General features: G+C 72.8%; 21 protein-coding genes. 11 read left to right on the top strand and 10 right to left on the bottom strand.

The window, feature by feature from the left end; genetic code table 11:
• Position 1 precedes the first annotated feature (1 nt).
• The 4 genes from ADK67_RS36155 (at position 2) to ADK67_RS36170 (ending at position 5,552) form a co-directional block, all read left to right on the top strand.
• On the top strand, positions 2-991 hold the full coding sequence (locus ADK67_RS36155; RefSeq protein ID WP_231648515.1) for a branched-chain amino acid ABC transporter permease: 990 nt from the start codon (positions 2-4) through the stop codon (positions 989-991).
• A complete protein-coding gene (locus tag ADK67_RS36160) occupies positions 988-1,719 on the top strand; it encodes an ABC transporter ATP-binding protein (protein WP_053721057.1) in 732 nt (243 codons plus the stop codon). Before ADK67_RS36155 ends, ADK67_RS36160 begins: the two co-directional genes overlap by 4 nt.
• Positions 1,709-2,443, top strand: a complete 735-nt coding sequence (locus ADK67_RS36165; RefSeq protein ID WP_231648516.1) for an ABC transporter ATP-binding protein — start codon at positions 1,709-1,711, stop codon at positions 2,441-2,443. The genes ADK67_RS36160 and ADK67_RS36165 overlap by 11 nt, the downstream gene beginning before the upstream one ends.
• Positions 2,444-3,293: 850 nt before the next feature.
• On the top strand, positions 3,294-5,552 hold the full coding sequence (locus ADK67_RS36170; RefSeq protein WP_053721059.1) for a PQQ-dependent sugar dehydrogenase: 2,259 nt from the start codon (positions 3,294-3,296) through the stop codon (positions 5,550-5,552).
• Here the strand turns inward: ADK67_RS36170 and ADK67_RS36175 are convergent.
• From ADK67_RS36175 to ADK67_RS36185, 3 genes are all read right to left on the bottom strand, one after another.
• Positions 5,549-6,553, bottom strand: coding sequence for a hypothetical protein (locus ADK67_RS36175; RefSeq protein WP_053721060.1), 1,005 nt, complete (start codon positions 6,551-6,553; stop codon positions 5,549-5,551). The two genes, ADK67_RS36170 and ADK67_RS36175, sit on opposite strands and share 4 nt — an antisense overlap.
• A gap of 179 nt (positions 6,554-6,732) precedes the next feature.
• Positions 6,733-7,104, bottom strand: a complete 372-nt coding sequence (locus ADK67_RS36180) for an RNA-binding S4 domain-containing protein (protein WP_197289773.1) — start codon at positions 7,102-7,104, stop codon at positions 6,733-6,735.
• A gap of 48 nt (positions 7,105-7,152) precedes the next feature.
• Positions 7,153-8,511: an alpha/beta fold hydrolase gene (locus ADK67_RS36185; RefSeq protein ID WP_157621192.1), complete on the bottom strand. Its 1,359-nt coding sequence runs from the start codon at positions 8,509-8,511 to the stop codon at positions 7,153-7,155.
• Positions 8,512-8,615: 104 nt separating this feature from the next.
• On the opposite strand from ADK67_RS36185, the gene ADK67_RS36190 reads away from it, so the two are divergent.
• Both ADK67_RS36190 and ADK67_RS36195 read left to right on the top strand, forming a co-directional pair.
• On the top strand, positions 8,616-9,656 hold the full coding sequence (locus tag ADK67_RS36190) for a sensor histidine kinase (RefSeq protein WP_157621195.1): 1,041 nt from the start codon (positions 8,616-8,618) through the stop codon (positions 9,654-9,656).
• Positions 9,653-10,282, top strand: a complete 630-nt coding sequence (locus ADK67_RS36195; protein WP_053721064.1) for a response regulator — start codon at positions 9,653-9,655, stop codon at positions 10,280-10,282. The genes ADK67_RS36190 and ADK67_RS36195 overlap by 4 nt, the downstream gene beginning before the upstream one ends.
• Before the next feature lie 45 nt (positions 10,283-10,327).
• Here ADK67_RS36195 and ADK67_RS36200 read toward each other — a convergent pair whose 3' ends face one another.
• Positions 10,328-11,512, bottom strand: coding sequence for a serine hydrolase domain-containing protein (locus ADK67_RS36200; protein WP_053721065.1), 1,185 nt, complete (start codon positions 11,510-11,512; stop codon positions 10,328-10,330).
• Between the two features lie 135 nt (positions 11,513-11,647).
• Between ADK67_RS36200 and ADK67_RS36205 the strand changes: the two genes are divergently transcribed.
• Both ADK67_RS36205 and ADK67_RS36210 read left to right on the top strand, forming a co-directional pair.
• Positions 11,648-12,763 carry a sensor histidine kinase gene (locus ADK67_RS36205; protein ID WP_053721118.1) on the top strand — a complete coding sequence of 372 codons (1,116 nt, stop codon included), beginning with the start codon at positions 11,648-11,650 and terminating at the stop codon, positions 12,761-12,763.
• Positions 12,760-13,521 carry a response regulator gene (locus ADK67_RS36210; RefSeq protein WP_197289774.1) on the top strand — a complete coding sequence of 254 codons (762 nt, stop codon included), beginning with the start codon at positions 12,760-12,762 and terminating at the stop codon, positions 13,519-13,521. Before ADK67_RS36205 ends, ADK67_RS36210 begins: the two co-directional genes overlap by 4 nt.
• Here ADK67_RS36210 and ADK67_RS36215 read toward each other — a convergent pair whose 3' ends face one another.
• On the bottom strand, positions 13,522-14,637 hold the full coding sequence (locus ADK67_RS36215; RefSeq protein ID WP_053721066.1) for a glycosyltransferase: 1,116 nt from the start codon (positions 14,635-14,637) through the stop codon (positions 13,522-13,524).
• A gap of 140 nt (positions 14,638-14,777) precedes the next feature.
• Here ADK67_RS36215 and ADK67_RS36220 point away from each other — a divergent pair, with 140 nt between their 5' ends.
• The gene (locus tag ADK67_RS36220; protein ID WP_157621198.1) at positions 14,778-15,152 is read left to right on the top strand and encodes a hypothetical protein; all 375 of its coding nucleotides are present in this window, start codon (positions 14,778-14,780) and stop codon (positions 15,150-15,152) included.
• Here the strand turns inward: ADK67_RS36220 and ADK67_RS36225 are convergent.
• Genes ADK67_RS36225 through ADK67_RS36235 form a run of 3 tightly spaced genes read right to left on the bottom strand, consistent with a single transcriptional unit; the run spans position 15,149 to position 18,332 of the window.
• On the bottom strand, positions 15,149-15,895 hold the full coding sequence (locus tag ADK67_RS36225) for an ABC transporter permease subunit (protein WP_053721068.1): 747 nt from the start codon (positions 15,893-15,895) through the stop codon (positions 15,149-15,151). The two genes, ADK67_RS36220 and ADK67_RS36225, sit on opposite strands and share 4 nt — an antisense overlap.
• Positions 15,892-17,412, bottom strand: coding sequence for an ABC transporter permease subunit (locus ADK67_RS36230; protein ID WP_053721069.1), 1,521 nt, complete (start codon positions 17,410-17,412; stop codon positions 15,892-15,894). The genes ADK67_RS36225 and ADK67_RS36230 overlap by 4 nt, the downstream gene beginning before the upstream one ends.
• Positions 17,409-18,332 (bottom strand): ABC transporter ATP-binding protein, encoded by a 924-nt coding sequence (locus ADK67_RS36235; RefSeq protein WP_053721070.1) that lies wholly within the window; start codon positions 18,330-18,332, stop codon positions 17,409-17,411. Before ADK67_RS36235 ends, ADK67_RS36230 begins: the two co-directional genes overlap by 4 nt.
• Positions 18,333-18,488: 156 nt before the next feature.
• Between ADK67_RS36235 and ADK67_RS36240 the strand changes: the two genes are divergently transcribed.
• The gene (locus tag ADK67_RS36240; protein WP_053721071.1) at positions 18,489-19,631 is read left to right on the top strand and encodes a sensor histidine kinase; all 1,143 of its coding nucleotides are present in this window, start codon (positions 18,489-18,491) and stop codon (positions 19,629-19,631) included.
• Entirely contained in the window at positions 19,628-20,287 is a 660-nt protein-coding gene (locus tag ADK67_RS36245) for a response regulator (RefSeq protein WP_053721072.1), read from the top strand. The genes ADK67_RS36240 and ADK67_RS36245 overlap by 4 nt, the downstream gene beginning before the upstream one ends.
• Positions 20,288-20,470: 183 nt before the next feature.
• On the opposite strand, the gene ADK67_RS36250 is transcribed toward ADK67_RS36245, so the two are convergent.
• Both ADK67_RS36250 and ADK67_RS36255 read right to left on the bottom strand, forming a co-directional pair.
• Positions 20,471-23,170 carry an exo-rhamnogalacturonan lyase family protein gene (locus ADK67_RS36250; protein WP_053721073.1) on the bottom strand — a complete coding sequence of 900 codons (2,700 nt, stop codon included), beginning with the start codon at positions 23,168-23,170 and terminating at the stop codon, positions 20,471-20,473.
• The gene (locus tag ADK67_RS36255; RefSeq protein ID WP_231648517.1) at positions 23,170-26,229 is read right to left on the bottom strand and encodes a glycoside hydrolase family 2 TIM barrel-domain containing protein; all 3,060 of its coding nucleotides are present in this window, start codon (positions 26,227-26,229) and stop codon (positions 23,170-23,172) included. The genes ADK67_RS36250 and ADK67_RS36255 overlap by 1 nt, the downstream gene beginning before the upstream one ends.

Consider the following 26,229-nt stretch of genomic DNA (forward strand, 5'->3'; position numbering starts at 1 on the left):
CGTGAAGGCCGTCGGGCTGGTGGTGCTCGCCGCGTTCCTGGTGGCGTTCCCCAGCCTGGCCTCCGACCCGTTCGTGCTGTCGGTCGGCGTGGTGATCGCGAGCTACGCCGTGCTGGCCACGGGGTGGAACTTCGTCGGCGGGTTCACCGGCTACATCTCGCTCGGCCACGCCGCGTACTCCGGCCTCGGCGGCTACGCCACGGGGTTGCTGATCCTGCGCGCGGGCCTGAACCCGTGGGTGGCGTTGGTGGTCGGCGCGCTGGTGGTCGCGGTGCTCGCGGTGCCCGTCGGCATCGCCGCGCTCCGGGTGCGCGGCGCGTCGTTCGTCATCGTGTCCATCGCGGTGGTGCTGGTGCTGCTGCTGGTGTTCCAGAGCTGGGGATCGGTGACCGGCGGCTCGGACGGGCTGCGCGTGCCGCGACCGTTCGACGCGGACGTGCTGCGGCCCGAGCAGCACCAGCGGTTCTTCCACCTGCACGCCGTGCTGCTCGGCGTGATGCTGCTGTGCTGGTGGGTGATCGACCGGTCGCGGTTCGGCATGGGGCTCAAGGCGATCCGCGAGGACGAGGACAAGGCGCGGTCGCTCGGCGTGCCGACGGTGCGGTACAAGCTGGCGGCGTTCGTGGTGTCGGCGTTCTTCACCGCGTTGGGCGGCGGGCTGTACGCGCTGTGGTTCGGCTTCCTGGACCCGATCTTCCAGTTCTCCATCCTGGTGGGCTCGAACATGGTGCTGATGAGCCTGCTCGGCGGGGTGCGGAGCCTGTTCGGGCCGCTGGTCGGCGCGGTCGTCGTCGGCTACGCCACGGAGTTCTCCAAGGCGCAGTACGGCGACACGCAGCTGCACTTGGTCGCGATGGGCGTGCTGCTGGCGGTGGTGGTGCTGTTCCTGCCGGACGGGATCATCCCGGCGTTGCGCGGGCTGGTGGCGCGGCTGCGGCCGGGCCAGGCGTCGATCCGCGAGGTCACGCAGGAGGAGTTGGTGCGCCGGTGACCGGTCTGCGGGTCGAAGGGCTCACCAAGTCGTACGGTGGCGTGCGGGCGGTGGACGACGCGACGGTGACGTTCCAGCACGGCCGGATCAACGCGCTGATCGGGCCGAACGGGTCGGGCAAGACGACGTTCTTCAACTGCGTCACCGGGATGGTCAAGCCGGACGCGGGCACGGTCACGTACCACGGTCGTGACATCACCGGACGGCCCGCGCACAAGATCGCGCACGCGGGCATCGGGCGCAGCTTCCAGCTGTGCCGGGTCTTCCCGCGCCTGACCGCCGTGGAGAACCTGCTGGCGGCGGTGCGGCCCGGTTCGGTGCTGCGGGCGTTGGCCCCGGCGCGTCGGAAGTCCGATGTGGACCGTGCGATGGCGTTGCTCACCCGAGTGGGCATCGAGCACCTGGCCGAGGTCGAGGCGCGTGACCTGTCGTACGGGCAGCAGAAGCTGCTGGAGCTGGCGGGCGTGCTGATGGCCGAGCCGGACACGATCCTGCTGGACGAGCCCGCCGGCGGCGTGAACCCGGCGTTGGTCGAGCGGATCGGCGAGCTGGTGCGGTCGTTGAACGCGGAAGGCCGGACGTTCCTGATCGTGGAGCACAACATGGACGTGGTGATGAGCTTGTCCGATCACGTGGTCGTGTTCGACCGTGGCCGGCCGATCGCCTCCGGTCCGCCGGACGCGGTGCGTGCCGACCCTCTCGTGCTGGCGGCTTACCTTGGCGGCTGACCTGCTCGAACTGGTGGACGTCGAGGCCGGTTACGGTCGGGCGGCGCTGGTGCTGCGCGGCCTGACGGTGCGCGTGCCGCCGGCGTCCGTGGTGTGCCTGGTCGGGCCGAACGGCGCGGGCAAGTCCACCGTGTTGAAGGTGGCGAGCGGCCTGCTCGCGCCGCGTGCCGGCCGGATCGTGGTGGACGGTCGCGACGTCACCGGTCGCGGGCCGCAGGCGCTGTTGGCGGACGGTCTGTCGCACGTGCTGCAGGGGCACAGCGTGTTCCGCGAGATGACGGTGGCGGAGAACGTCCTGCTCGGCGCGTACACCGTGCGGGACAAGGCGGTGGTGGCCGAGCGGGTCGACTTCGTGCGCACCCTGTTCCCGGTGGTCGGCGAGCGGTGGGACGCACTGGCCGGCGCGTTGTCGGGCGGCCAGCAGAAGCAGGTGGAATTCGCCCGCTCCCTCATGGTCCGGCCGCGGGTCGTGCTGCTGGACGAGCCGTCGATGGGCCTGGACCCGAAGTCCACCGCCACCGTGTTCGAGCAGATCGTGCGGATGCGTGACGCGGGCACGGCCGTGCTGCTGGTCGAGCAGAACGCGCGGCGTGCGCTGGAGATCGCCGACCTGGGCTGCGTCCTCGACCTGGGCCGCGTCCACCTGAGCGGCCCGTCCGCCACCCTCCTGACCGACCCCCGCCTGGGCGACCTCTACCTCGGTCGGGCCAAGAACGAGTCGTGAACGCAGCTTTCTCCGTCGTCCAGCCACACCACATGGACCGCCGCACTCCCGCCGACTGCGAACTGATCCGGAACAACGCCGCAGCGTTCTCCGCTCTCCCGGAGTTCAACGGACAGACGACCACTGGGCGTGGCCGGACTGGACGCCTGCCACGCGGGCGTACTACTGGATGTTGACCTTTGCCGACCCTGACCTGATCCAGCCGGCGAAGCGGTGTCAGGGCCGGATCGCGTCGCCTGCCTTCGACCTCGTGCCGCTTCGCCTTGGAGATCGGGCCGCTTGCCGGTTCGCGCGGTGCGCTCCGCTTCAGCGTCTCGCCCGTGGGCGCCACTCATGGCGATGCACCGTAGGCTGGCTGAGGCCACCGCACGGGTATTGGGTAGTCGGACCGTTGTGGACACCCGGTATTTTCGGCCACATCCGAGTATCGCGTACGCGAACACGACCGTCCGGATCGCATCGTTGCGGCAGTGCTGCACGAGCTTCGTGAGCTGCCTCCGGTTGCGGTGCACCTTCCGACTGTGTCCCTGGTCGAGTTGTGGCGCGAGGGTCGGACTTACCGGTTCGCTGAAGTGCGGCGGATCGGCTTCGAACGGTAGTGGTCCGGCGCACACGATCACCCGAACGGCATGGCGGGATCCTGGTAGCGTCGGGATGCCCGAATGGTGGCAATCGCCAAGAGGGCAGTAGCAGTCACCACGGGTCCCCACCGTGATCAACACCCGCCGCCGCTCGTTCGCACCCTTCGCCGGGCAATCGCAGTGCTTCGCAAGGGTCGCCGCCCAGGGGAACCCTGGATTCGATTCTATCGAAGGGGTCCGACAATTCGGGTCCTGTCGGGAGGACAGCGATGGGCAAGAGCAGGTGGTGGGCAACGGTGCTCGCGGCGGCCGTGGTGGTGTCGACGGCGGTGCCGGCCGGTGGTGTGGTGGATGAGCCGATAGCCGATCCGATCCCGCAGGACCCGCGCCAGTCCAGGCTCGGGCTGGTGCTCGACGAAGTGGCGCGGTTACCCGCCTCCAGCCCGACGCCGCCCACCACCGACACGCGCCTCAACCGGTACAACCGGATCAACTTCGTCGGTCAGGTGCCGGACGCGTCCGGGCGGCGGTACGTGCCCGACCTCAACGGGACGCTGTACCTGCTGGACGGCGACGCGCAGCACCGCTACCTCGACTTCACCGCCCACTTCCCCCACTTCTTCTCCGGCCGCGGCATGGGGAGCGGGTTCGGGTTCGTGGCCTTCCACCCCGACTTCGCCCGCAACGGCAAGCTCTACACCGTCCACACCGAGGGCGAGGGCGCGATCGTCACCCAGCCGCCGACCTACCCCAACCAGCCGAACGCCGTCGTGCAGAGCGTCGTCTGGGAGTGGACGGCCACCGACCCCTCCGCCGACGTGTTCAGCGGCACGCGCCGCGAGCTGTTCCGCTACGGCTTCGCCACCTACATCCATGCCGTCCAGCAGATCGACTTCAACCCGACCGCCCGGCCCGGCGACCCCGACCACGGCCTGCTGTACCTGGCCGTCGGCGACGGCGGCCTCGGCGTGACCTCCGACGTGCCGCAGGACCTCGGCAACCCGGCGGGCAAGATCCTCCGCATCGACCCCGCCGGCACGAACGGCCCGAACGGGCGGTACGGCATCCCGGCCACCAACCCGTTCGTCGGCCGGCCCGGCGCGCTCGGCGAGATCTACGCCTACGGCATGCGCGACCCGCACCGGTTCACCTGGGACCGCGGCGGCGGGCACGCCCTGTACGTCGGGCACATCGGCCAGCACTCGATCGAGGCCGTGTACGAGGTCCGCGCGGGCGACAACCTGGGCTGGAGCAAGCGGGAGGGCGCGTTCACCTACCGCCACGAGGACCAGTGCCACCTCTACCCGCTCCCGGCTGACGACGACCGCCACGGCTACACCTACCCGGTGGCCGCCTACGACCACGACCCGCCGGCCGGGTGGTCGTGCACCACCGACAGCGGCCACGCCATCTCCGGCGGCCAGGTCTACCGGGGCAGCGCCGTGCCGGGCCTGCACGGCAAGTACGTCTTCGGCGACCTGGTCGACGGCCGCGTCTTCTACACCGACGTGGCGCGGATGCGGCGTGGTGAGCCGCCGGCGCCGCTGCACGAGCTGAAGGTGTTCGACACCGACGGCACCGAGCGGCGGATGGCGGACATCGTCGGTGACGGCCGCGTCGACCTGCGGTTCGGCACCGACGCCGCAGGCGAGCTGTACCTCCTGTCCAAAGCGGACGGTCGGATCCGGCAGGTCGTCGGCACGCGCGAGGGCCTGCGGTCCGAGGTGACGCCCGACGTGGCCCGGAACCTGGTGGCGCACTACGACTTCGAGCACCCGTTCCCGGTGGACGACGCCCGTGAGCTCGACCTCGGCGAGTCGCGGACCCTGTTCCGACTCGTCAACGGCGGCGACCGCATGCGCACCCGCGACCCGGCGTTCCCCGGCGCCGGCAACGCCCTGGAACTGCGCGCCCAACCCGGCGCGAACGACGACTGGAAGGCGGGCGTGTGGGACGCGGACGGCGCCGAGTCGCTGCGGGCGTTCAACGGCGCCAAGGGGATCACCATCATGGGCTGGTTCAAGCAGACCGGCGCCAACCCCGCCCCCGGTCACGGCGCGGTCGGGCTCGCGGGTCTGCTGAGCGGTGACTCCGAGGGGCACGCCGTCCGCGCGTTGATCGAGGCGTTCGAGGTCGACGGGCAGCTCCGACTGGTCGCCCTCGGGCGGAGGATCGACGGCGGCGCGTCCCAGACCTACGCCGCCGACGTGGCCTGGCAGGACGTGCTGCCGCCGAACCGCTGGGTGCACCTGGCGGCCACGTTCGACTTCACCACGGGTCGGATGGCGCTCTACCGCGACGGACGGCCGCTGCCCGGCTTCTACACCGTGCCCGGCGATCCGTGGCGGGTCGACGGCACCGGCACGTCGGCCACCGACCCGAGGGGCATCAAGGTGGGCGGCAGCTTCCCGCAGGACACGGCGGAGCGGAACCCGTGCACGTGCCGGGTGGATTCGCTGATGTTCCTGGACGTCGCCGCGTCGGCGGAGGTGGTGGCCGCGCAGTACCGCCGGTTCACGAGGCGCTAGAAGGTCGGGCGTTCGGTGGACTCCGGATCCTGGTGCCACGACAGCAACTTCGTCCGGTGGGCCCGGGCCAGGGCGGCGCGCCGCGCCTGGACCGGGTGCCCGGCCAGCACGCCTTCGGCGGTGTCGAACTCGCGCAACGCCTCGGTGTCCGCCTCGTCCGAACCGAGCGACGCCAGACCGATGCCGCGCCACAGCCGCAGCACGCCGACCACCGGCGCGCCGGGCGCCGCCGGCTCGATCACGGCGAGGTGCCGGTCGATGCCGGGCAGGGCGTCGTGCGGGCCCTGCCGTGCCAGCACCACCTCGCACCACCGGTCGACGGCGTCGGCCGTCACGGACTGGTCCGGCGCGTGCCGCAGCAGGAGGTCGATGCTCCGGACGAGGTGCGCCTCGGCCTCGTCCGCCCGCCCCAGGTCGTCCAACGCCTGCCGCAGGGAGTGGTGGCTGACCGCCGCCGCGCAGCTGCCGGGCGCGATCCGCTCGGCCAGCTCGACGGCTTCCCGGGCGGCGTGCTCGGCGGCCCGCCCCTCGCCCTGCAACCGGAACGCGTGGGACAGGTCGTTGAGCGTGCAGACCACCGCCTCGCCGGCCCGACCCACGGCCCGCAGGATGGCCAACGCGCCGGTGAACGCCGTGACCGCGTCGTCCAACGCCCCCGTGTCACGCAGCGCGCACGCACGGCAGGCGAGCACCTCGGCGTGCAGCGCGCCGTTCGGCTCGGCCTGTTCGACCAGGTCAAGGGCCTTCGTCAAGGTCTCCAGGGCGCGGTCCGGGGCGTCGCGCCCCAGATCGACCCGCCCGTGCCCGGCCAACGCCTTGGCGAGCAGCACGGCGACCTCGCGGTCACGGGTGTCGAGGCCGGCCAGCTCGTAGGCGGCGACGGTGTACAGGTCGGCGGCCTCCGGCAACCGGCCGGCGAGCAGCGCCGAATCGCCCTCCCGCAGCCGCCAGCGCGCCAGCCCGACCCGGCCGTTCCGCTCGTCCCGCCCTGTCCGCGCCACCGCACCTCCCAGCCGCGGCGGGTGCGGCCGCCACGTCAGAACGCCGTTCCTCCTCCTTGATCGTCTCGACTTGATAGCCCGTTAGGCGGACATTGACCGATTCACCCGAACGGTCCACGTGACGTGGGAGCCATCCGGCCGTGCACGGGTCCGCCGGCTGGTGGCGGACCCGTGCACGCTCACAGCTGGCCGGTGCGGAACTTGTCCAGGACCCGGCGTTCCCGCTTGGTCGGCCTGCCCGCGCCGCGGTCACGCCGGGCGACCTGCGCGGGAGCTTCCGTCGGCTTCGGTGGCGGCGGGGTGCGGTCGAGGAAGCAGCCGACCGCGTCGGCCGCGCCGACCCGCTTCTGGATCACCCGAACGACCTCCACGATCCGGACCGTGTCACCCACTCGTGCACGTACTTCGTCACCGGGTGACACGGACGTGGCGGGCTTGGCCGGCTTGTCGTTGACGCGCACGTGCCCGCCCTTGCACGCCGCCGCGGCGTCGGATCGGGTCTTGGTCAGCCGGACCGCCCACAGCCAGCGGTCCACACGGGTGGACTCCACGCCGTACATCATGACCCCTCCGCCGTCGGCTCGGTGTGACGGTCGGCGTCAGGGGCAGGTGGCGTTCGCGGGCGGCAGGCGGCGGTCGGTGACGTAGGCGCTCACGTGCTCGATGACGCACGGGTTCATCATCGCCGCGAACAGGTTGTGCCCCGGCCCGTCGTGGAAGATCGTGCGGCTGCCCGCGACCTGGTCCGTCACCCGTTTCGTCGGCGCGTGGTCCTGCCAGGTGCCCGCGCCCAGGAACGGCGGCAGCGTCGACGGCAGCGGCGCGGGCGGGTTGGCGGTCGGGGTCGGCCAGCCCGTGCACGTCAGCGGCAGGTGCCAGGCCAGGGGGAACGACGCGCCGGTGTTGGGCGCGATCCGCCGCAGCCGGTCGACGGCGCGCGTGACCTGCCGGAAGTCGGAGTGCGGGAAGTCGAGGCACTCCTTCACCCCGCCGCCGGGCAGGCCGGGGTTCGGGTCACGGCCCGGCGGTGGCGCGAACCCGGACGCGTCGCCCGCCTCGGCCGCCGCGATGGCCCGCACCAGCTCGTCCCACCGGTCGGGGCCACCCCTGAGCTTGCCGAACGCGAGCGCCCGCAACTGGGTGCCGTCGTAGGCGACGCCGGCCGAGAGGGCCGGGATCGGCTCGGCGTCGGCCTTGGCGACGAGCGCCTGCCAGCGCTGCTCGACACCCGGCCCGGCCCAGTCCAGGAACCGCCGCGCGAACGCCTCGTTGTCCCGGGCGATCGCGTCGAGCTCACGGTCCCAATCACGCGCGCTGTGGTTGCCCGTGCCGTCGACGTAGACCGTGCGCACGCGGTGCGGATACCGCCGGGCGTAGGCCTGCGCGATCACGCCGCCGTACGAGGTGCCGATGAAGTTCACCCGCCGCTCGCCGAGCGCCACCCGGATGGCCTCGACGTCACGGGCGTCGCTGCCCGAGTCCATGTGGTCGAACAGGTCGGGGTCGGTGTCGCGGCACCGGTCGCCCCGCGCGCGGTTGTCGGCGACGAGCCGGTCGAACCCGGCCTGGTCGGCGGGGAAGCGGGGCGTGCGCAGCAGCCGCCAGTCGCAGTCCAGCGCCGGGGCGCTGAGGCCCGGGTAGCCGCGCGGGTCCCACGTGACGACGTCCATCGACTCGCGGATCCGGTCGAAGACCTGCGGCCGGGACCGCATGATGGCGATCTGGTCGCCCTGGGGACCGCCGAAGTTGACCAGGACCGTGCCCCGGCGGACACCGGTGGCGGGCAGGCGGGCCAGCTTCAGCGTGACGGTCCGGGCGGAGGTCACGGGCACGGGCAGGTCGGCGCACTCGGCGGCGACCGCGCTGTCGCCGGGACAGGGTTGCCAGGCGAGGTGGTCCGGCGGCCGGTCGGCGTGCGGCGGCACGACGAGCAGCAGCGGCAGGAGGAGTTTGATCACGCGGCCCACGCTAGGAAGACCGGGCCGCCGGACGCTGTTCGCGATCGTCGTCGGCGTTGTCCACCAAAGTGGACGGCCCACCCGGGCCGGCTAGGGTGGCGGTCATGGCGAGGACTGCGCTGCCGCTCGCAGTGGTGGTGGCCGACACCGGGGTGGCGTGGCTGGAGGGGACGTCGGCCGGCGGACTGGCCGCGCACGCCGCGCTGACCGCCGTGGTGATGGTCCTGGCCGCCCGGCGGCCACTCGTGGCGTTCCCGCTCGCGGTGACGTTGGCGCTGCTCACCGGCGGTGCGCTGGCCCTGCTGGCGTGCACCAGCTACCAGGCGGGCCGGCACGTGGCGTCACGCCGCGACCTGACCCTGACCGTCGTCGCCGCGTTCGCCTACCCGGCCGTGCTGCTGGTGCCGACGCAGCGCCTGGCGGACGAGCCGTGGCCCGCGCTGGCCCGCATCGCGCTGCTGGTGGCGTTGCCGCTGGTCGCGGGCGTGCACCTGACCAGGCAGGCCGAGCGGCTGCGGCGGGAACGGCGGCTGCACGCCGAGCGGGAGCGGTTGCGGGAACGGCTGCGCATCGCGGTGGACATGCACGACTCGCTCGGCCGGTGGCTCAGCCTCGTCTCGGTGCAGGCGGCGGCCTTGGAGGTGGCGCCGCTGCCTGCCGACCAGCGCCCGGTGGCCCGCAACCTCGCGCACGCCGCCCGCACCGCCGTGGACGAGCTGCACGCCGTCGTGGCCACCCTGCGCGACTCGCCGGGGCTCGACGGCGTCGACGAGCTGGTCGAGCAGTTCCGGCGCGCGGGTGTCGCGGTGACCGTCGAGCGCTCGGGTCCGGCCCGGCCGCTCGCGACGGGCGACGCGGGCCACGCCGCCTACCGGGTCGTGCAGGAAGGGCTGACCAACGCGGCCCGGCACGCGCCCGGCGAGCCGGTGGCGGTGTCGTTGACCTGGGAGCCCGACGCGCTGCTCGTCGGCGTGGCCAACCCGACCCGTGGTCCGGTCCGCGACGAACGGGGGACGGGGTTGGTAGGCCTGTCCGAACGGGTCCGGTCGGCCGGTGGCCTGCTGCGCGTGCACGTGGAGCCAGCCGGGTTCCGGCTGGTCGCGATGCTGCCCGTGGCGCCGGACCGGGTGGAGGCCGTCCCGTGATCAAGGTGCTGATCGCCGACGACGAACCGCTCATCACCGCGGGCATCCGGGCGGTGCTGGAGTCGGCCGGTGACGTCGACGTGGTCGCGGTGGCCGCCGACGGCCGCGAAGCCGTGGACGCCGCCCGACGGCACCGCGTGGACGTGGCGCTCCTCGACCTCGCCATGCCGGTGATGGGCGGCCTGGCCGCGGCCGCCGCGTTGAGCGGACCGCGGGTGGTGGTGCTGACCGCGTTCGGCGACGAGGCCAACGTCCGGCTGGCGCTGCGCCAAGGGGTCGACGGGTTCGTGCTCAAGAACTGCGCGCCGGACGAGCTGATCCGCGCCGTGCGGGCCGTGCACGCCGGTGAGGCGTACCTGTCGCCCGCCGTGACGCGGCACGTGCTCGGCATGGTCACGCCGGCCGGGCGCGACGAGGACGCGGCACGCAGGCTCGCCGCGCTCACACCCCGCGAGTCGGACATCGTCGCGCTGGTGGCGGAAGGGCTGTCGAACGCCGAGGTGGGCCACCGCGTGCACATGAGCGAAGCCACGATCAAGACGTACGTGAGCCGCATCCTGGCCAAGCTGGGCTGCCGGAACCGGGTGGAGGCGGCGCTGCTGGTCCGGGACGCCTCGCGGACGTGACACGGCGGTGGGACACCACTCGGGCGTCCCACCACCTGCTTGCGCTTACTTCAGGTCGCAGAGCGCGTGGTCGACCAGTTCCTTGGTGACGTCCTGGTCGAGCTTCGGCGCGCCGGGCTCGGCCACCATCGAGTCGGTGTTGATCGACACCATCACGCTGCGCTCGCCGTCCGCGGTCACGCCGTTGCGGGTCTTGAAGCCGGGGATGTCGCCGCCGTGCGACCAGTAGCCGCCGCACGAGTTCGGGACCCACACGAGCCCCAGCCCGTACTCGGCGCCCGCCCACGCCGGGTCCAGTTGCGGCGTGCGCACCGTCTTCGTCATCTCGGCGAGCTGCGCGGGCCGCAGCACCTCGCCGCCGATCAACGCCTTGAGGAACTTGTTGCCGTCCTCGGTGGTGCTGATCATGTCACCGGCCGCGCCGCCCCACGACGGGTTGTAGTGCGTCACGTCGAGCGGCCGGCCCCACCGCGGGTCGTTCGGGTCGGCTTCCAGGCCCTTCTCCCGGAACCGCTCGTACGCCGTGGCGTGCGGCCTGGGCACGAACGGCGCCGTGCCCGGCAGGAAGGTGTCGCGCAGGCCGAGCGGCTCGACGATGCGGTGGCGCACCTCGTGCTGCCAGGTGTGGCCGGTGACCCGCTCGATGATCATCCCGGCCAGGACGTAGCCGGTGTTGGAGTAGTTCCACTGCTCGCCCGGCGGGAAGTCCGGCTGAGACCGCACGGCGAGCGCGACGAGCTGTTCCGGCCGGAAGGTCCGGTACCGGATGTTCTCGAACTCCCGCTCCAGGAACAGCTCCGGCATCTTGGCAGGGTAGTTGGTCAACCCGCTGGTGTGCTGCAACAGGTGCCGCATGGTGATCTTGGTGCCGTCGTTGCCGTTGCCGGCGACGAGACCGGGCAGCCACCGCTCGACGGTGTCGTCGAGCGACAGCCGGCCCTCGCCGACCAGTTGCAGCACGGTGGCCGCCACGAACGGCTTGGTGTAGCTGCCGATGCGGAACTTCGCCTGCCACGGCACGGGCGTGCGGCGGTCGACGTTGCCGTAGCCGCTGCGCACCCGCACGTCGCCGCGTGGGGTGTCCACTTCGACCAGCACGCCCGGCGCGCCCTGGGCCAGCAGCGCGTCGGCGTGCCGCTGGAGGGTGGTGGTGTCGGTGCGGGCGTCGGCCGTGCCCGCCGTGGCGAGCCCCAGCGTCGCGATCAGCACTGTTGCGCAGAGTCGTTTCATGTCACCGAACGGTAGGCACGCAGCGGGCCGGCGTCGTCGCCCCACGACGGCATCCCGGGCTACCACCGTGGGGGTAGGGCGGTATCCGCCCACGGGGTGGCGACGGGTGAGCGGGCCCGCGACTACTTTGGGCTGGTGCTGGCCAAACTCAAGCCGATCCGGCTCGACCTGCTGCTCGCGGTGGTGCTGACGTCGTTGACCGTGGCGACCACGGTGAGCCAGACCGGCGGTGGGTCCAACTGGGCGGCGTACGTGGTGGCAGCGTTCACCGTCGCGCCGATCGCGCTGCGCCAGGTCGCGCCGGTGGTCACGATGACGGTGGTGCTGGGCGCGTTGGCGCTCTACGGCGTGGTCGAGTTCGGCGGCCTGCCCAGCGGCGGCGTCGGCGCGCTGATCGGCATGTTCACCGTGGCCACGCTGAGGTCCCGGCTCGTGGCCGCGGTCGTGTTCCTGGCGGCGGTGGCCGTGGTCGTGGTGGCGTTCCTCGGGCTGCCCGGTGTGGTCGCGTGGTCGGAGGTGGCGCAGTCGGTGCTGGTCGTGTCGGGCGCCTGGATGCTGGGCGAGGGCACGAAGCGGTGGGCACGGCGCGCCGAGCGGCTGGCGCAGGAGGCGGCGCGGGCGGTGGCGGACGAACGGGTGCGCATCGCGCGCGAGCTGCACGACATCGTCGCGCACCACATGTCGGTGATCTCGTTGCAGGCCGGTGTGGCGCGGTACGTGCTGGACACCGACCTGGCGACCGCGCGCCGGGCGATCGCGACGGTGGGGGACACCAGTCGTGAGGCGTTGACCGAGCTGCGCCGCCTGCTCGACGTGCTGCGCGTGGACCACGACGACGACTACCGGCCGCAACCCGGGTTGGCGGCGCTGGACGAGCTGGTGGCCCGTGCCCGCGGGGCGGGGTTGCCGGTGGACGTGGCCGTCACCGGCGCGGCGCGCGAACTCCAGCCGGGGCCGGACCTGTGCGCGTACCGGGTGGTGCAGGAGTCGTTGACCAACGTGCTGAAGCACGCGGGGCCGGCCGAGGCGAAGGTCGACGTCGACTACGGCGAGCAGACCTTGGTGGTGAAGGTGACCGACAACGGCCGGGCGGCGCGGGTCGTGCCGGGCCCGGACCACGAGCCGCACGGCATCCGGGGCATGCGGGAACGCGCCGAGCTGTACGGGGGCGTGCTCACCGCGGGACCGACGGCCGAGGGTGGTTTCGGCGTGGTCCTGCGGCTGCCGATGGGCGAGGTGGCGGCCCGGTGACGATCCGCGTGCTCATCGCCGACGACCAGGCGCTCATCCGTGCGGGCCTGGTCGCCCTGTTCACCGCCGCGCCGGGCTTCGAGGTGGTGGGCGAGGCTGCCGACGGGGGACAGGCGGTGGCGGTGGCGGCCCGGACCTCGCCCGACGTGATCCTGATGGACATCCGGATGCCCGTGCTGGACGGCATCGCCGCCACCCGGCAGATCCTGGCCGCGCACCGCGACCAAAACCGCGAATCCGGCCGCGAGCCCGACACCGAGTCCGGCACCGAGTCCGGCCGCGAGCCCGGCACCGGTCGCGAGGACCCGCCCCGGATCGTCGTGCTGACCACGTTCGACCTGCCCGAGTACGTCTACACCGCGTTGGGCGAGGGCGCGTCCGGCTTCCTGGTCAAGGACACCCCGCCGGAGCGGATCATCTCCGCCGTCCGCACCATCGCCGCCGGCGACATCCTGGTCGCACCGCACATCACCCACCGGCTGATCGAGACCTACGCCCAGCACCACCGGGCGACCGCCGTCGGCGCGCCGCAGCTCACCGTCCTGACCGCGCGGGAGACCGAGGTGCTCCGCCTGGTCGGCAACGGGCTCACCAACGGCCAGATCGCCCAACGCCTCGTGCTCAGCGAGGCGACGGTGAAGACGCACGTCAAGCGGATGATGGGCAAGCTCGCCCTGTCCAGCCGCGCGCAAGCCGTCGTGGTCGCCTACGAGAGCGGCCTCATCGTGCCGACCGCGCACCGCGACCGGCCCCGCTAGTCAGCCGGCCAGCCGCTCCAGCAACGGCACCGCCCGTGCGGGCTCGGGCAGGTCCAGCATCTCCGCCCGCACGCGTGCCGCCGCCCGCCGGTAGTCCTGATCCGCCAACACCTCCGCGACCGCGGCACGCACGTTCTCCGGCGTGGCGGCGATCGGGTCCAGCTCCCGGCCCACACCCAGCCGCGCGCACTGCTCGGCGTTCTGCGGCTGGTCCGCGCCCAGCGGCAGCAGCACGGTCGGCAGGCCGTGCGCCAACGCGCCGCCGACGCTGCCCGAACCGCCGTGCGAGATCACCAGGTCGCAGTGCGGCAGCACGGTGTCCTGCGGGACGTAGCGCTCGACGCGCACACCGGGCCGCTGCGGGCCGAACTCGGCCGGGTCGAGGTGCCGCCCCACGGTGGCGATCACGTTCACCGGCAGGTCGCGCAGCCCGGCGAGCACCCGCGAGAACAGGTCGCCGGACTCGGCGTTGAACGCCGTGCCGAGGGTGAAGTAGACGGTCGGCGGGTCGGACCGGCCGATCGGACCCACCGGCGGCCGGATCGGGAAAGCCGTGTCCGGCAACGGGAACGCCGGGTCGCGGAAGCTCGGCGGGAACGGCGACAGCAGCAGGTTCCGGTGCAGCATCGCCAACTCCGGGTCGGGTGGCAGGCCGAGCCCGGCGCGCAGCTCGCCGATCGCCTCGCCGACCGCCGCCGGCCGCACGAACGCCCCGGACGCGATCACCTGCGCGTTGGCGTAGGGCAGCCCGAGCTTCTCGGCCGCGAGCACGCTGCCGAAGTCCACTTCCTCGCACACCACGACGTCCGGCCGCCACCGCTCGAACAGCTCCAGGTACCGCGGCACCCGCTCCGCCGCACCCCGCCGCACGAACCCGTCCCGCAGTTCCTCGTCGTCCCGCTCCCGGTCGGGCGCGAGCAGCGGCCCGACCTTCGACGGCTCGGCCCGTCCCTCGCCCACCGGCAGCGCGGTGAACCCGGCGGCCTCGACCGCCTCCCGCCGATGAGGACCGCACGCGACCGCGACGGTGTGCCCGGCGGCGACCACGGCCGAGGCGAACGGCACCAAGGGCTGGAAGTGCCCCACGCCGCCGATGAAGGTGAACAGCACGCGCATTGATCCACCTTAGGTCTGCCCGCCGCGCCCGGGCGAACCGTTTGCCCGACCCCCGAGTGCGGTGACCACGCGGCCGGGATCGGCTCTCGCCTCGCGCACCGTCCACGCGCGCGAACACCCGTTGTCCTAGCATCCGCGCCGTGGACAAAATTCGGGTCGGATGCTGGTCGGTGCTCGCGCTCGTCGTCGCGCAAACGCTTTCCACGCTGTTGTCCGGCGACTTGGCCGAACTCCGGGTGATCGGCCTGCTGTTCAACGTCGCCGCCGCGTTCTCGTGCTACCTGGTGCTGCGCCGCCCCGACCGCAACCGCTGGCCGCTGGTCGCCTGGTCCGCGGGCTTCTTCGGCTGGCACGTGACCGGCCTGCTCGCCCTGGCCGGCGTGGTGACGACCGGGCTGGACGCGGTGTTCACGATCGGAGGCGACGCGCGGCTATCGCTGCTCTACCAGGTGGTGCTGACGACCGTGGCCGGGTTCGCCGTGCACCTCCTGCTGCCCAGGCCGTCGAAGTCCTAGGCGTCGCGCAGCCGGAGCGCCAGACCGCCGACCAGCAACGCACCCGCCGCCCACAGCCCGAGCACGCCCAGCCCCGCCCACGGGCTGATCGGCAGGCTGTCGAGGTTCGTGGTGGCCTGCACCGCGAGCCCCGCCGTCATCGGGCTGATCCGCTGCAACCGCTTGAACCAGTCCGGATCGGACACCACCGCGGCGACGATCGGGAACAGGTACAGCAGCCCCAGCACCACCCCGATGGCCGCCGCCGCGTCACGCACCACGGTGGCCACGCCGAGGCTCAGCAGACCGACCAGCACCAGGTAGAGCACCGAGCCGACGGCCGCGCGGAACACCGGACCATCGGCCAGGGACAGCGCCGCGCCGTCGCCCGCCAGGACGAACCGCCCCGCCATCACCGACACCAGCACCGCCGCCACGCCCGCCACCAGCACCAAAGCGCCGACCACGACCGCCTTCGCGGCCAGCACGGTCGACCGGCGCGGCACGGCGGCGAACGTCACCCGGATCATGCCCGTGCTGTACTCGCCGCCGACCGCGAGCACGGCCAGCACGGCGACCACGGCCTGGCCGAACGCGATCCCGGTCAGGCTGGTCTTCGCCGGGTCGCCGCACCCCGTGTCGGCACACGCCGCCGACGCCGTCACCCCGAGTGCCACGGTCAGCAGCACCACGCCGGCCAGCAGCCACGCCGTGCCCGCCAGGGTGCGCAGCTTCGTCCACTCCACGTGCAGCGCTTCCTTCACGCGTCCCTCCGCCGCAGCACGGAGAACGCCACGCCCAACGCGACCGCCGTGTACCCGCACAGCACCGCGAACCCACCCAGCGGGCTCAACGGGAAGTAGCCGTCCGCGGGCGAGTAGTCGGCCGTGACCTGCGCGTACTCGGGCAGGCTCTGCTGGACGGCGAACGCGGCGGCCGGCGTGACGCGCAGCAGCCAGTCCGACGGCCCGGTCGGCAGCACGGACGCGATCGCCAGGATGTACGGCAGCACGATCGCCACGATGACCACCGTCACCGCGCCCGCGCTGCGCCGCAGCACCGTGCCGACGGCCAGGCTGAGCACCGCCGCCACCGCGAGCAGCGCGGCCGTGCCGACGATCACCCGCACCTCGGTCGCCGTCGGCACCGGGTACTCGAAGAACCCCTTGCCCACCTCGACCGCCCGGACCAGCGGTGTCGTGATCAGGGCCGCGGCCAGCGCGGTGACGAACGTGACCGCCGCGATCACCACCGACTTCGCCGCCAGCACCCGGCCACGACGCGGGCTCGCGGCGAGGCTGGTGCGGATCAGGCCGCGCCGGTACTCCGACGTCATGAACGTCGCCGCCACCACGATGACGGCGATCAGCCCGGCGAACGCGCCGACCAGCCTGCCCTCGACCGTCCGGCCCAGCCCGCCGCGACCGGCCACGACCGGCGCGATGTTGCCGGACCCGCGCACCGTGACGCCGTCGCCGGTCTCCTCGAACCCGACCTCCGGTCGGTCGACCGGGCCGCCGAGGTCGCCGACGTCGTCGCCGGTCCACTCCCGGTCCGGCCACGTGCCCTCCAGGTCGATCCGGTCGAACTCGGCCGTCGCCCGCGTCGGGTAGCTCATGCCGCTCGTGCTCGCGAACGACTCGGTGACCACCTCGTGGTGCGGCGAGGCGGCGAACAGCCCGGCGCGCACGGTCGACGGCAGGCCGGGCAGGGTGACCGTGCCGACGAGGTGCCAGGTCGCGCCGTCGGCGGACTCGTGGCCGGTGATCGTGTCGCCCGACCGGGTCAGCCGGAGCCAGCTCGGCGTCGCGCGCAGCGTGCCCGCGATGTCGCCGGTGAAGTTGTGCTGCAACCGCACCCCGTGCCCGCCGGTCAGCGTCAACGCCGCGTACGGCGACCCGGGGGTGGTGCTCTCCTTGATGATGACGCCGCCCTTGGTCCACGGCTGGGTGGCCTCGACCGGCGCTTGATCGTCCGCGGCGGACACGGCGGTCAGCGACGTCACGCGGGCGGTGATGCTGCCGTCGCCGGTGAACGCCTGGTGCGCGAACGAGAAGTTGTCGACGACCGGCTCGCCTCCCGGACCGAGGGGTGGCGTGCTGCCCGCGCACGGCTTGCCGTCGGGGCCGCTGCACGAGAAGTTGCTCGCCGCCGCCGCGAACAGCCCCATCAGCACGATCACCAGCGCCGCCGCGACCAGGCCGAACACCCAGCCGCGCACGGTGCGCAGCTTCGTCCACTCGGCGTGCAGCGCCTGCCCGAACCCGTCCCGCCCGCTCATCGCGCGTCACCCGCCGCGTTGAACTCGACCGCGTCCCGGGTCAGGTCCATGTAGGCCTCTTCGAGGGACGCGCGGTGCGCCGACACCTCGGAGAACGGCACCGCGTCCTCCCCGAGCAGCGCCACCACCCGTTCACCGGACAGGCCGGTGACGGTGAGCGTGTCGGTCCCGGTGACGGCGACCGTCGCGCCCGCCCGCGCCAGCACCGTCATCGCCTGCGTGCGGGCGGTGGTGCGCAACGTGACCCGTTCACCGGACGCGGTCTCGATCAGCTCGGCCACACCGACGTCGGCGATGACCTTGCCCCGGCCCACGATCACCACGTGGTCGGCGGTGTCCTGCAGCTCGCTCATCAGGTGGCTGGACACCAGCACCGCCCGGCCCTCGGCCGCCAGCGACCGCAGGAAGCCGCGCATCCACCGGATGCCCTCGGGGTCCATGCCGTTCACCGGCTCGTCCAGCACGAGCACCGGCGGGTCGCCGAGCAGCGCCGCCGCGATGCCGAGCCGCTGCCGCATGCCCAACGAGTAGCCGCCCGCCTTGCGCCGGATCGCCGAGGTCAGGCCGACCCGTTCGGCGACCTCGTCCACCCGCCGCGCGCCGAGGCCCTGCGAGTGGGCCAGCCACAGCAGGTGGTTGCGGCCGGTGCGGCTCGGCTGGAGCGCTGACGCGTCCAGCAGCGACCCGACCTGCCGCAACGGGTGCCGCAGGCTCCGGTAGTGCCGGCCGCCGACCAGCGCGTGCCCCTCGTCGACCGAGTCGAGGCCCAGGATCACCCGCATCGTGGTGGACTTGCCCGCGCCGTTGGGGCCGACGAAGCCGGTGACCTTGCCGGGCGCGACGGTGAACGTCATCCCGTCCAGCGCCACGGTCGGCCCGTACCGCTTGCGCAGCCCGGAGACTTCGATGGTTGCTTCCATGCCGGGAAGGCTAGGGAGCGCGGCCCGGTCCGGTCGTCACGCGGGAGAGCCGTCTCCGCCTCGCTGACGTGGGGGAGGCGCGTCCCCCGTGAGAGGGATTCCGGTGTCACCACCTGCGGTGACGCGTGGCGGCGGGTCGGCGACGACAATGATCCGGTGAGCGAAGAGGGGTGGGCGCGGCGGTTGGCCGACGGTCCGCACGTGCCGGTGGCCGCCGTGGTGCCGCTCGGCGCGGGCGCGGTGGGGGAGTCGGTGGCGCGGGCGGTGACCGGCGGCGCCGACCCGCAGCTCGTCCTGGTGCTCGGGTTGCTGGCCCTGGCGACCACCGCGCCGTCGGCGTTCCTGCGTGCGGCGCCCGCCGCGGTCGCGGTGTCGGCGGCGGGCGTGCTGTCGCTCGGGCTGTTCCACGGCCTCACGGCGGCGGGGCTCGGCGCGCAGCTCCTCGTGCTCTACCGGCTGGGACGGGTGGGCGGACAGGTCCTGGCGACGTGCCTGGCCGCGCCCTACCTGGTGCTGGCCCTCGTGCGCGACGCGGACACCGTGACGGTGTTGGCGGCGTCGTTGGGCTTGGCGGCGGCGTGGGTCGGGATCGCCCGGTGGGCGCGCGGTGAGGCGCTGGTGCACCGGGCCGCCCGGCAGGCCGTGGCGGGGAGACTGCTGGAGCACACCGCGCGGGGCGAACGGGCCCGGATCGCACGCGAGCTGCACGACGTCGTGGCGCACCACATCTCGATGATCGCGGTGCAGGCGGAGACGGCCCGGCTGACCACGCCCGGCATGCCCGCGGCCGGCGCGCAGCGGCTGTCGGAGATCGGCGACACCGCGCGGGCCGGGCTGACCGAGATGCGGCGGCTGCTCGGCGTGCTGCGGGAGGACGCGCCGGAGGAGGTCGCGGACCGGCGCCCGCAGCCCGGGTTGCAGCAGCTCAACGAGCTGCTGGACGACGTGCGCGACACGTCCGGCGCGGGCGCGCGGCTCATCGTCTCCGGCACACCCGCCGCGCTGGACCCCGGCGTGGAGCTGGCCGCGTACCGGATCGTCCAGGAAGCCCTCACCAACGCGCGGCGGCACGCGCCCGGCGCGGCGGTCGACGTGGAGCTGCACTACACCGAGGAGGCGTTGCGCTTGCGCATCAGGGACAACGGGCCCGGCCCGCGCGCCGCGGCGCCGTCCGGCGGGCACGGGTTGACCGGCATGAGGGAACGGGCGGCGGCCGTCGGCGGTCGGCTGCACACGGGCACCACGGCCGTGGGCGGTTTCCTGGTCGAGGCCAGCCTCCCGGCGGGGGCGGCCGGGTGAGCGCCGTCCGGATCGTGGTCGCCGACGACCACCAGGTGATCCGCACCGGGTACGCCGCGCTGCTCGACACGCAGCCGGACTTCACCGTCGTCGGCACGGCGTCCGACGGCGGCGAGGCGGTGCGGCTCTGCGGCGAGCTGTCACCCGACGTGGTGCTGATGGACGTGCGGATGCCGGGCGTGGACGGCATCGAGGCCACGCGCCGGCTCGCGGACGGGCCGCGGGTGCTGATCCTCACCACGTTCGACCTGGACGAGTACGTCTACGACGCGTTGCGCGCGGGCGCCAGCGGCTTCCTGCTCAAGGACGTGACGGCGGAGCAGCTGTTCGACGCGGTGCGGGTCGTCGCGGCCGGTGAGGCGTTGCTGGCGCCGACCGTCACCCGCCGCCTGATCAGCGAGTTCACCCGCCTGCGGCCCGAGCCGGCCACGCCCGCGTCCGCCCTGTCGACCTTGACGCCGCGCGAGACGCAGGTGTTGCGGCTGATCGCGGAGGGCCTGTCGAACACGGAGGTGGCGGCGCGGCTGGTGGTCACCGAGGAGACGGTGAAGACGCACGTGAGCCGGGTGCTGAACAAGCTGGGCCTGCGCGACCGCACCCAGGCGGTGGTCGCGGCCTACGAGTCGGGCCTGGTCGTGCCCCGCTTCCGCGCATAGGACGCCGTGCCTGAAGTCCGCTTCAGGTTCATTCAGGCTGGGTTCAGGACCCGTGTCCCATAGTGGGTGCCGACGGATCCGGTGGGATCCGGGTCGGTCGCCAGGGGGTCCACGGGGGGGGGTGGCGACCGGCGTGCCCCGGGTGCGTCCCCCAACGCGCACCCGGGGCAGGCGGCCGGTCGATCAGCGGTCCACCCGGTCCGGCGGCAGCTTGTCGCCCACCAGGGCCAGGTTCTGGATCGCGGCGAGCCCGTACTGGGCGGAGGCGTTGGTCGACACGAACACCGCCTCGTCCACCGGGCGCAGCGCGTTCGGCCCCTCGACCCTGGTCGAGCGCCACGGCAGCCCCGGCCCGTACCCGTCCTGGCCCGCGAAGAACTCGTTCCACGCCCGCTGCGCCAACGCGTCGTCCCCGGTCCGCGCCGCCGCGTAGGCCGTGAGCCGGGAGTGCATCTGGCGGAAGCCGATGCTCCACGAGCCGCCGACCTCGGCCTGCTGCTCCTCCCTCGTCGCGCCGTACAGCCGGCAGTACTGCAGCCACGCCTCCTCGAACGCGGGCTGACCGAGGACGTCGATCAGCTCGCTGCAGATCTCCGCCAACCCGAACACCGCCGACAGGTGCGACACGCTCACCTGCACCCGGTCGGTGGCGAACCGGCCCGTCTCCAGGTTGTAGAGCGCCTCGCCGGTGACGAAGCCGTTCTTCAACGCCCCGATGTCCGCCACGGTGCCCAGCAGCTTCTGCCGCGCCACCGGGTCGCCGCCGCGTTCCCACTCGGTCAGCCACGCCGCCGCCAACGCGCCCCAGTCCGTGCCGAGGCCGACCGCCAGCGCCTTCGGGTCGGGCGTGTACGGCTCGGTGCGGATCTTGCGCAGCGGGTCGAGCGCGACGAACGTGCGGTCCGCGTCCACCAGCTCGCGCAGCAGGTCGCCGACCCGTTCGTCGGCGGTGAGGAAGTAGTGGAACCGCCGGTTCGCCGCCGTGCTGATGCGCAGCTGCTTGGCGCTGCACCCCCAGTGCAGCACGTTGTGCCGCGTGCCCAGGTCTTTCCACTGGCCGAGGTGGTAGACGTCGACCTCGCCGGTGTGCCGCGTCATCGCCTCGGCCATCCGGAACACGTCGGCCCGCCCGCTGCGCAGGTAGGCGTACCAGAGCCACAGGTCCGTCGACAGCTCCGAGTTGTCCCACGCGTAACCGCCGACGTCGTAACGCCACTGGTGCCGGTCGGAGTCGTAGGTGTGCATCACGTCGCCGTAGTTCCAGAACCCGTACCAGCGGCGCTGCTCCACCTGGTCGCGGTGGTAGTCGAAGAGGAAGTCCAGCCGGTCCTCGATCGCCGCGCGCGCCGGCGTCGAGCGGTCCACCAACGACCAGTCGCCGAACACGCCCGCCGCGAGCAGGTGCCGCGGTGGCGCGACGAGCAGCGGCGGCGTCTGCACGGCCTGCGCCATCGCGGCCAGGCTCGCGTCGTCCGGCGTGGCGCCGAGCGCCCACAACGTCAGCTCGCTGGTGCGCGCCACGCCGTACGCCGTGCCGAAACCCGGCTCGTAGTCCTCGTAGGTGATCTGGAGGCCCTCCAACTGCTCCGGGAACGTGTCCATGCCCAGGCCGTCGTGGTAGAACCGCAGGTCCATGGGCCGCGCGTCGGGCGACCACAGCCACACCGTCACCTCGGCCTCGTCACCGGCCGCGCCGCGCACGTCGAGCTGCGTCGGGTGCAGCTGCCAGAAGTTCCGCAGCCCGAACGCCAGGCCGCCGCTCGCGCCGCCGACGTAGCCGAAACCGGGCGCCCTCCGTCCCGCGTCCACGTCCACCCACGTGTGGCCGGGCTTGGTGCGCTTGCGAATCGCGAAACCGTCCGCGGTGAGCTGGCTGAGGCTGTAGTCGCCCCACGCCGGGATCAGGTGCAGCCGGCTGCTGACCCGGGTGTCCCAAGTGGACACCGGCGGCAGCTTCTTCCCCGCCACCTGGGCACTGCGCACCGCCGCGCCGGGATCACGGCGCAGACCGGTGATGCCGCGCACGGCTTCGCGCAGCAACCCGCCCTCCTCGCCGCCGAACCGGATGTGCCGGTCGTACAGCTCGTCCCGCAGCGGCACCTGGAACCGGATGCCGAGGCCGCGCAGGTAGTCGTCCTCCGTGCCGTCCCACACGAACGTGTGCGTCATCTTGATGCTGTCCGTGCCGGCGAAGAAGTAGAACCGCACGGTGAACGGCAGCCACTCGCGCCGCTTCGCCTGGTGCACGCCGTCGATCCGCAGCACGGCCCGCACCGGACCGCTCTGCTCCACGATGACGTTCCGGACGGCGCTGACGAACTTCTCCCGCTTCGCGCCGCCGGTGTCCTCGTCCTCGTCGTGGTCCTGGCGCAGGCACACCAGGTGCCCGCGCCGCACCACCGGCTGACCGCCGCGCACGATCCGGTCGATCAGGTCCGCGCCGCTCTTGCGCACGGTCACCTCGATCACGCCGGTGCGCACGATGACGTGCTCCGGCTTGTCCTCCACCGTGACCGCCTGCGCCGGCGCCTTCGCCGGACCCGGTTCCAGGCGGTAGCCGTCGGCGGCGGTGGGTCCGCTGATCGCGTGCGCGCTCCACTTCAGCGAGCCGTCCGGCCACACACCGGTGACCCAGGACTGCACCGGCACATGCTCGCCGGTGGCCGTGACCAGCGAGAACGCCTGGTCCTTGGCGAACGCGCCGCGCGGCCACGGCACACCCCACGTGGTGCCCGCGTGGGTGGCGGGCGCACCGCCTTCGAGCCACGCGAGCGTGGCCTGGCGCGGTGGTTCGGCCGCGGCCTGGGCGTGGCCCGCGCCGAACGGGAGCGCGTAGGCCGCGGCCACCCCGCCCAGGAACGTACGACGGTTCACCTTTGCCATCACGGGCCTCCGACCACCTGGAGCTCATCGATGCCGAGGAAGCCGGTCGACGTGCCCGGCGCCCGGCTGGTCATGGTGATCCGGACCCGCGTCGTGGTCACCGGATCGAACGTGATGCCGCTCGGGCCGCCCGCGGCGGTCGCCCAGTCCACCCGGACGTTCGACGCCGGCACCCACGCGGCGCCGTCCCAGTACGCCACCCGGACCGAGGCGGGCAGCTGGTGCGCGCCGTCCACGGTGAAGTGCGACGTCACCCCGCGGACCTCCCGAGCCTGCGGCCACGCCACCGACACCCAGTCGCTCGCGTGCGCCGACGACACCGCGGGCAGCACCTGGGTCGCCTGCTTGGCGTACGAGTTCGACCACCGCGTGGTCAGGTCGCCGTCCACCATGGCCGCCGGCAGCGTGGTGGCTCGGCCGCTGTAGCTCGCGTCGACCGCCGGGCCGTCCGGGAGCGGCGGCGCCGACCCGACCGGCGTCAACCCACCCGGTCCCCGGTCGCCCCGCCGGACGGCGAGCACGGACGCGTGGCCGGACCGCAGGCCCGGCGCAGTCGCCTTGATCGTGACGGGGCCGCCGCGCGAATCCGACTGCACGATCGCCAGCACCTTGCCGTGGAACGCGGTCATGCCGTCCGCCTTGTACGGCTCCACGCTCTCCGGACGCCCGTTGTCGACGCCGACGAGCTTGCCACCGGTGACGGAGAACGTGACGTGGTCCGCCGCGCCCGGCACCACCACGCCGTTCCGGTCGACCACGTCGGCGGTGACGTAGGTGAGCGACCTGCCGTCCGCCGTCACGGTCTCGCGGTCCGGCGTCAGCTCCACCGCGGCCGCCGCACCGGCTGTGCGCACCGCGTCCCGTGCGACCTCGCGACCGTCCTTGCGCGCCACGGCGACCAGCTCACCCGGCTGGAACGGCACGGTCCACGTGAGGTGCAGCTTGCCCGCGCTGCCGTTCGGGCTGGTGTAGCTGCCCGGGAACGGCCCGGTGGTCACGTTCTTGTCGTCGTTGGACGGCTCGGTCGTCTCCAGGTATTCCTTGCCGTACGTGGTCTTCTTGCGGTCGAACTTCCGCACCCCGAGCGACGTCCCGTTGAGGAACAGCTCGACCGTGTCCACGTTCGCGTAAGCCCACACCTGCACCGGCTCGCCCACCTCGTGGTCGGTCCAGTCCATCGGCACGACGTGCACCATCGGGTCGGTCGTCCACTGGCTCTTGAACAGGTAGTAGAGGTCCTTGGGGAACCCGGCCGTGTCCATCGCGCCGAAGTGCGAGGTGCGCACCGGGAACACCCCGTCGTACGGGGTCGGCTCGCCGATGTAGTCCATGCCCGCCCACAGGAACTGGCCGAGGAAGAACTTGCGGTCCCGGTCCTTCTTCAACCCGTACTCGCCGCTCAACGTCCAGGACGCCATGTTGTTGTCGTAGGACGAGACCTCGCGCTTGCCGGGCGTGTGGTTCTCACCGGTGTTGACCAGCGACGGGTCCTGGTACGAGCCGCGCGTGGAAGTCGAGGACGACGACTCCGACTCGAAGATGAACTTGTCCGGGTACTTGGCGTGCAACGCGTCCACCGCGCCTGCGGTGTTGTAGTTCAGGCCCAGGCCGTCCAGCGCGTTCAGGATCTGGTCCGGGCCGGAGCCCGTGGCCGGCACGCGGCGGTAGGCGTCCGAGCCGAACACGATCGGCCGGCTGGTGTCGATCGAGCGGATGTCGGCGGCCAGGCGCTTGGCGGTGTCCGGTCCGAACGGGACGTTCCAGAAGTCCGGGATCTCGTTGCCCACCGACCACAGCACGACGGCGGGGGAGTTCTTCGCCGCGTGCACCATCTCCTTGATGTCCGCGGTGCTGTTGGCGTCGAAGAACCGGCCGTAGTCGTAGGCGATCTTGGGCCGCCGCCAGGTGTCGAACGCCTCGACCATCATCACGATGCCCAGCTCCTCGCACAGCTCGACCTGTTCGGGTGACGGCGGGTTGTGCGAGGTGCGGAAGGCGTTGACCCCCATGCCCTTCATCAGCTTCAGCTGCCGGGCCAGGGCGTCGCGGTGCACCGCGGAACCGAGCGCGCCCTGGTCGTGGTGCAGGTCGACGCCCTGGATCTTGTGGTACTCGCCGTTGACGAAGAAGCCCTCGTTCGCGTCGAACCGGACCCAGCGGAAGCCGAACCGGGTGCTGGTGGCGTCCACGCGCCTGCCCGCGACCGTCACCTCGGTCTCCAGCGTGTAGAGGTGCGGGTGCGCCATCGACCACAGCTTCGGCGCGGGCACGCGGATGTCGGACTCGACGGTCGTGCCTGTTGCGACCCGGTGCCGTGCGACTACGCGTCCGTTGGGGTCCTTGATGCGGTACTGCACGGCGATGTCCTCGGCTCCGCGGCCGTTGACCACGTCGGTGCGGACGTGCGCGGTGGCGTAGCCGGATTCGACTTCGCGTTCGACGTCCGGGGTGGTCACGAACGTGCCGTGGCGGGCGACGTGCACCCGGTCGGTGACGACGAGGTCGACGTGCCGGTTGATGCCGCTGCCGGAGTACCAGCGGCTGCTCGGCAGCTTGTTGCGCACCTTCACCGCGACCACGTTCGGCGTCCGGCCGTCCCGGTGCGCCGCCGTGAGGTCGACCGCGAAACCCGTGTAGCCGTACGGGTGCGCGGTGACCAGCGTGCCGTTGAGGTAGACCTCGGAGTCCATGTAGACGCCGTCGAACTCCAGCGAGACGTCCTGGCCGGCGGTCGAGCGCGGCAGCGTGAACGTCTTGCGGTACCAGCCGAGGCCGCCGGGGAAGTAGCCCGTGCCGCTGCCCGCCGCCGGCGTCATCGGCTGCTCGATCGACCAGTCGTGCGGCAGGTTCAGCGTCCGCCACGACGAGTCGTCGAAGCCGGGCTCGTCCGCGTCGGCGTACGCCGGGTCGTCGTCACCTGAGGTGTTGGCCAGCGCGAACTTCCACGACCCGTCGAAGCTCTCGCTGCGGACGGTGTGCCCGCCCATCTGATCCGCCGCGGCGGGGCTCGGCGCCAGGCCCGACCCGACGAGGAGCGCGACGACCGCCGCTACGAGCAC

Origin of the sequence: Saccharothrix sp. NRRL B-16348 (assembly GCF_001280085.1) — a bacterium.
Lineage (GTDB): Bacteria > Actinomycetota > Actinomycetes > Mycobacteriales > Pseudonocardiaceae > Actinosynnema.

Bases quoted from the DNA above. Each gene is read 5' to 3' on its own strand.
- ADK67_RS36170 (WP_053721059.1), top strand. From the start codon at position 3,294: ATGGGCAAGAGCAGGTGGTGGGCAACGGTGCTCGCGGCGGCCGTGGTG.
- ADK67_RS36190 (WP_157621195.1), top strand. From the start codon at position 8,616: ATGGCGAGGACTGCGCTGCCGCTCGCAGTGGTGGTGGCCGACACCGGG.
- ADK67_RS36200 (WP_053721065.1), bottom strand. From the start codon at position 11,512: ATGAAACGACTCTGCGCAACAGTGCTGATCGCGACGCTGGGGCTCGCC.
- ADK67_RS36215 (WP_053721066.1), bottom strand. From the start codon at position 14,637: ATGCGCGTGCTGTTCACCTTCATCGGCGGCGTGGGGCACTTCCAGCCC.
- ADK67_RS36230 (WP_053721069.1), bottom strand. From the start codon at position 17,412: ATGAGCGGGCGGGACGGGTTCGGGCAGGCGCTGCACGCCGAGTGGACG.
- ADK67_RS36235 (WP_053721070.1), bottom strand. From the start codon at position 18,332: ATGGAAGCAACCATCGAAGTCTCCGGGCTGCGCAAGCGGTACGGGCCG.
- ADK67_RS36250 (WP_053721073.1), bottom strand. From the start codon at position 23,170: ATGGCAAAGGTGAACCGTCGTACGTTCCTGGGCGGGGTGGCCGCGGCC.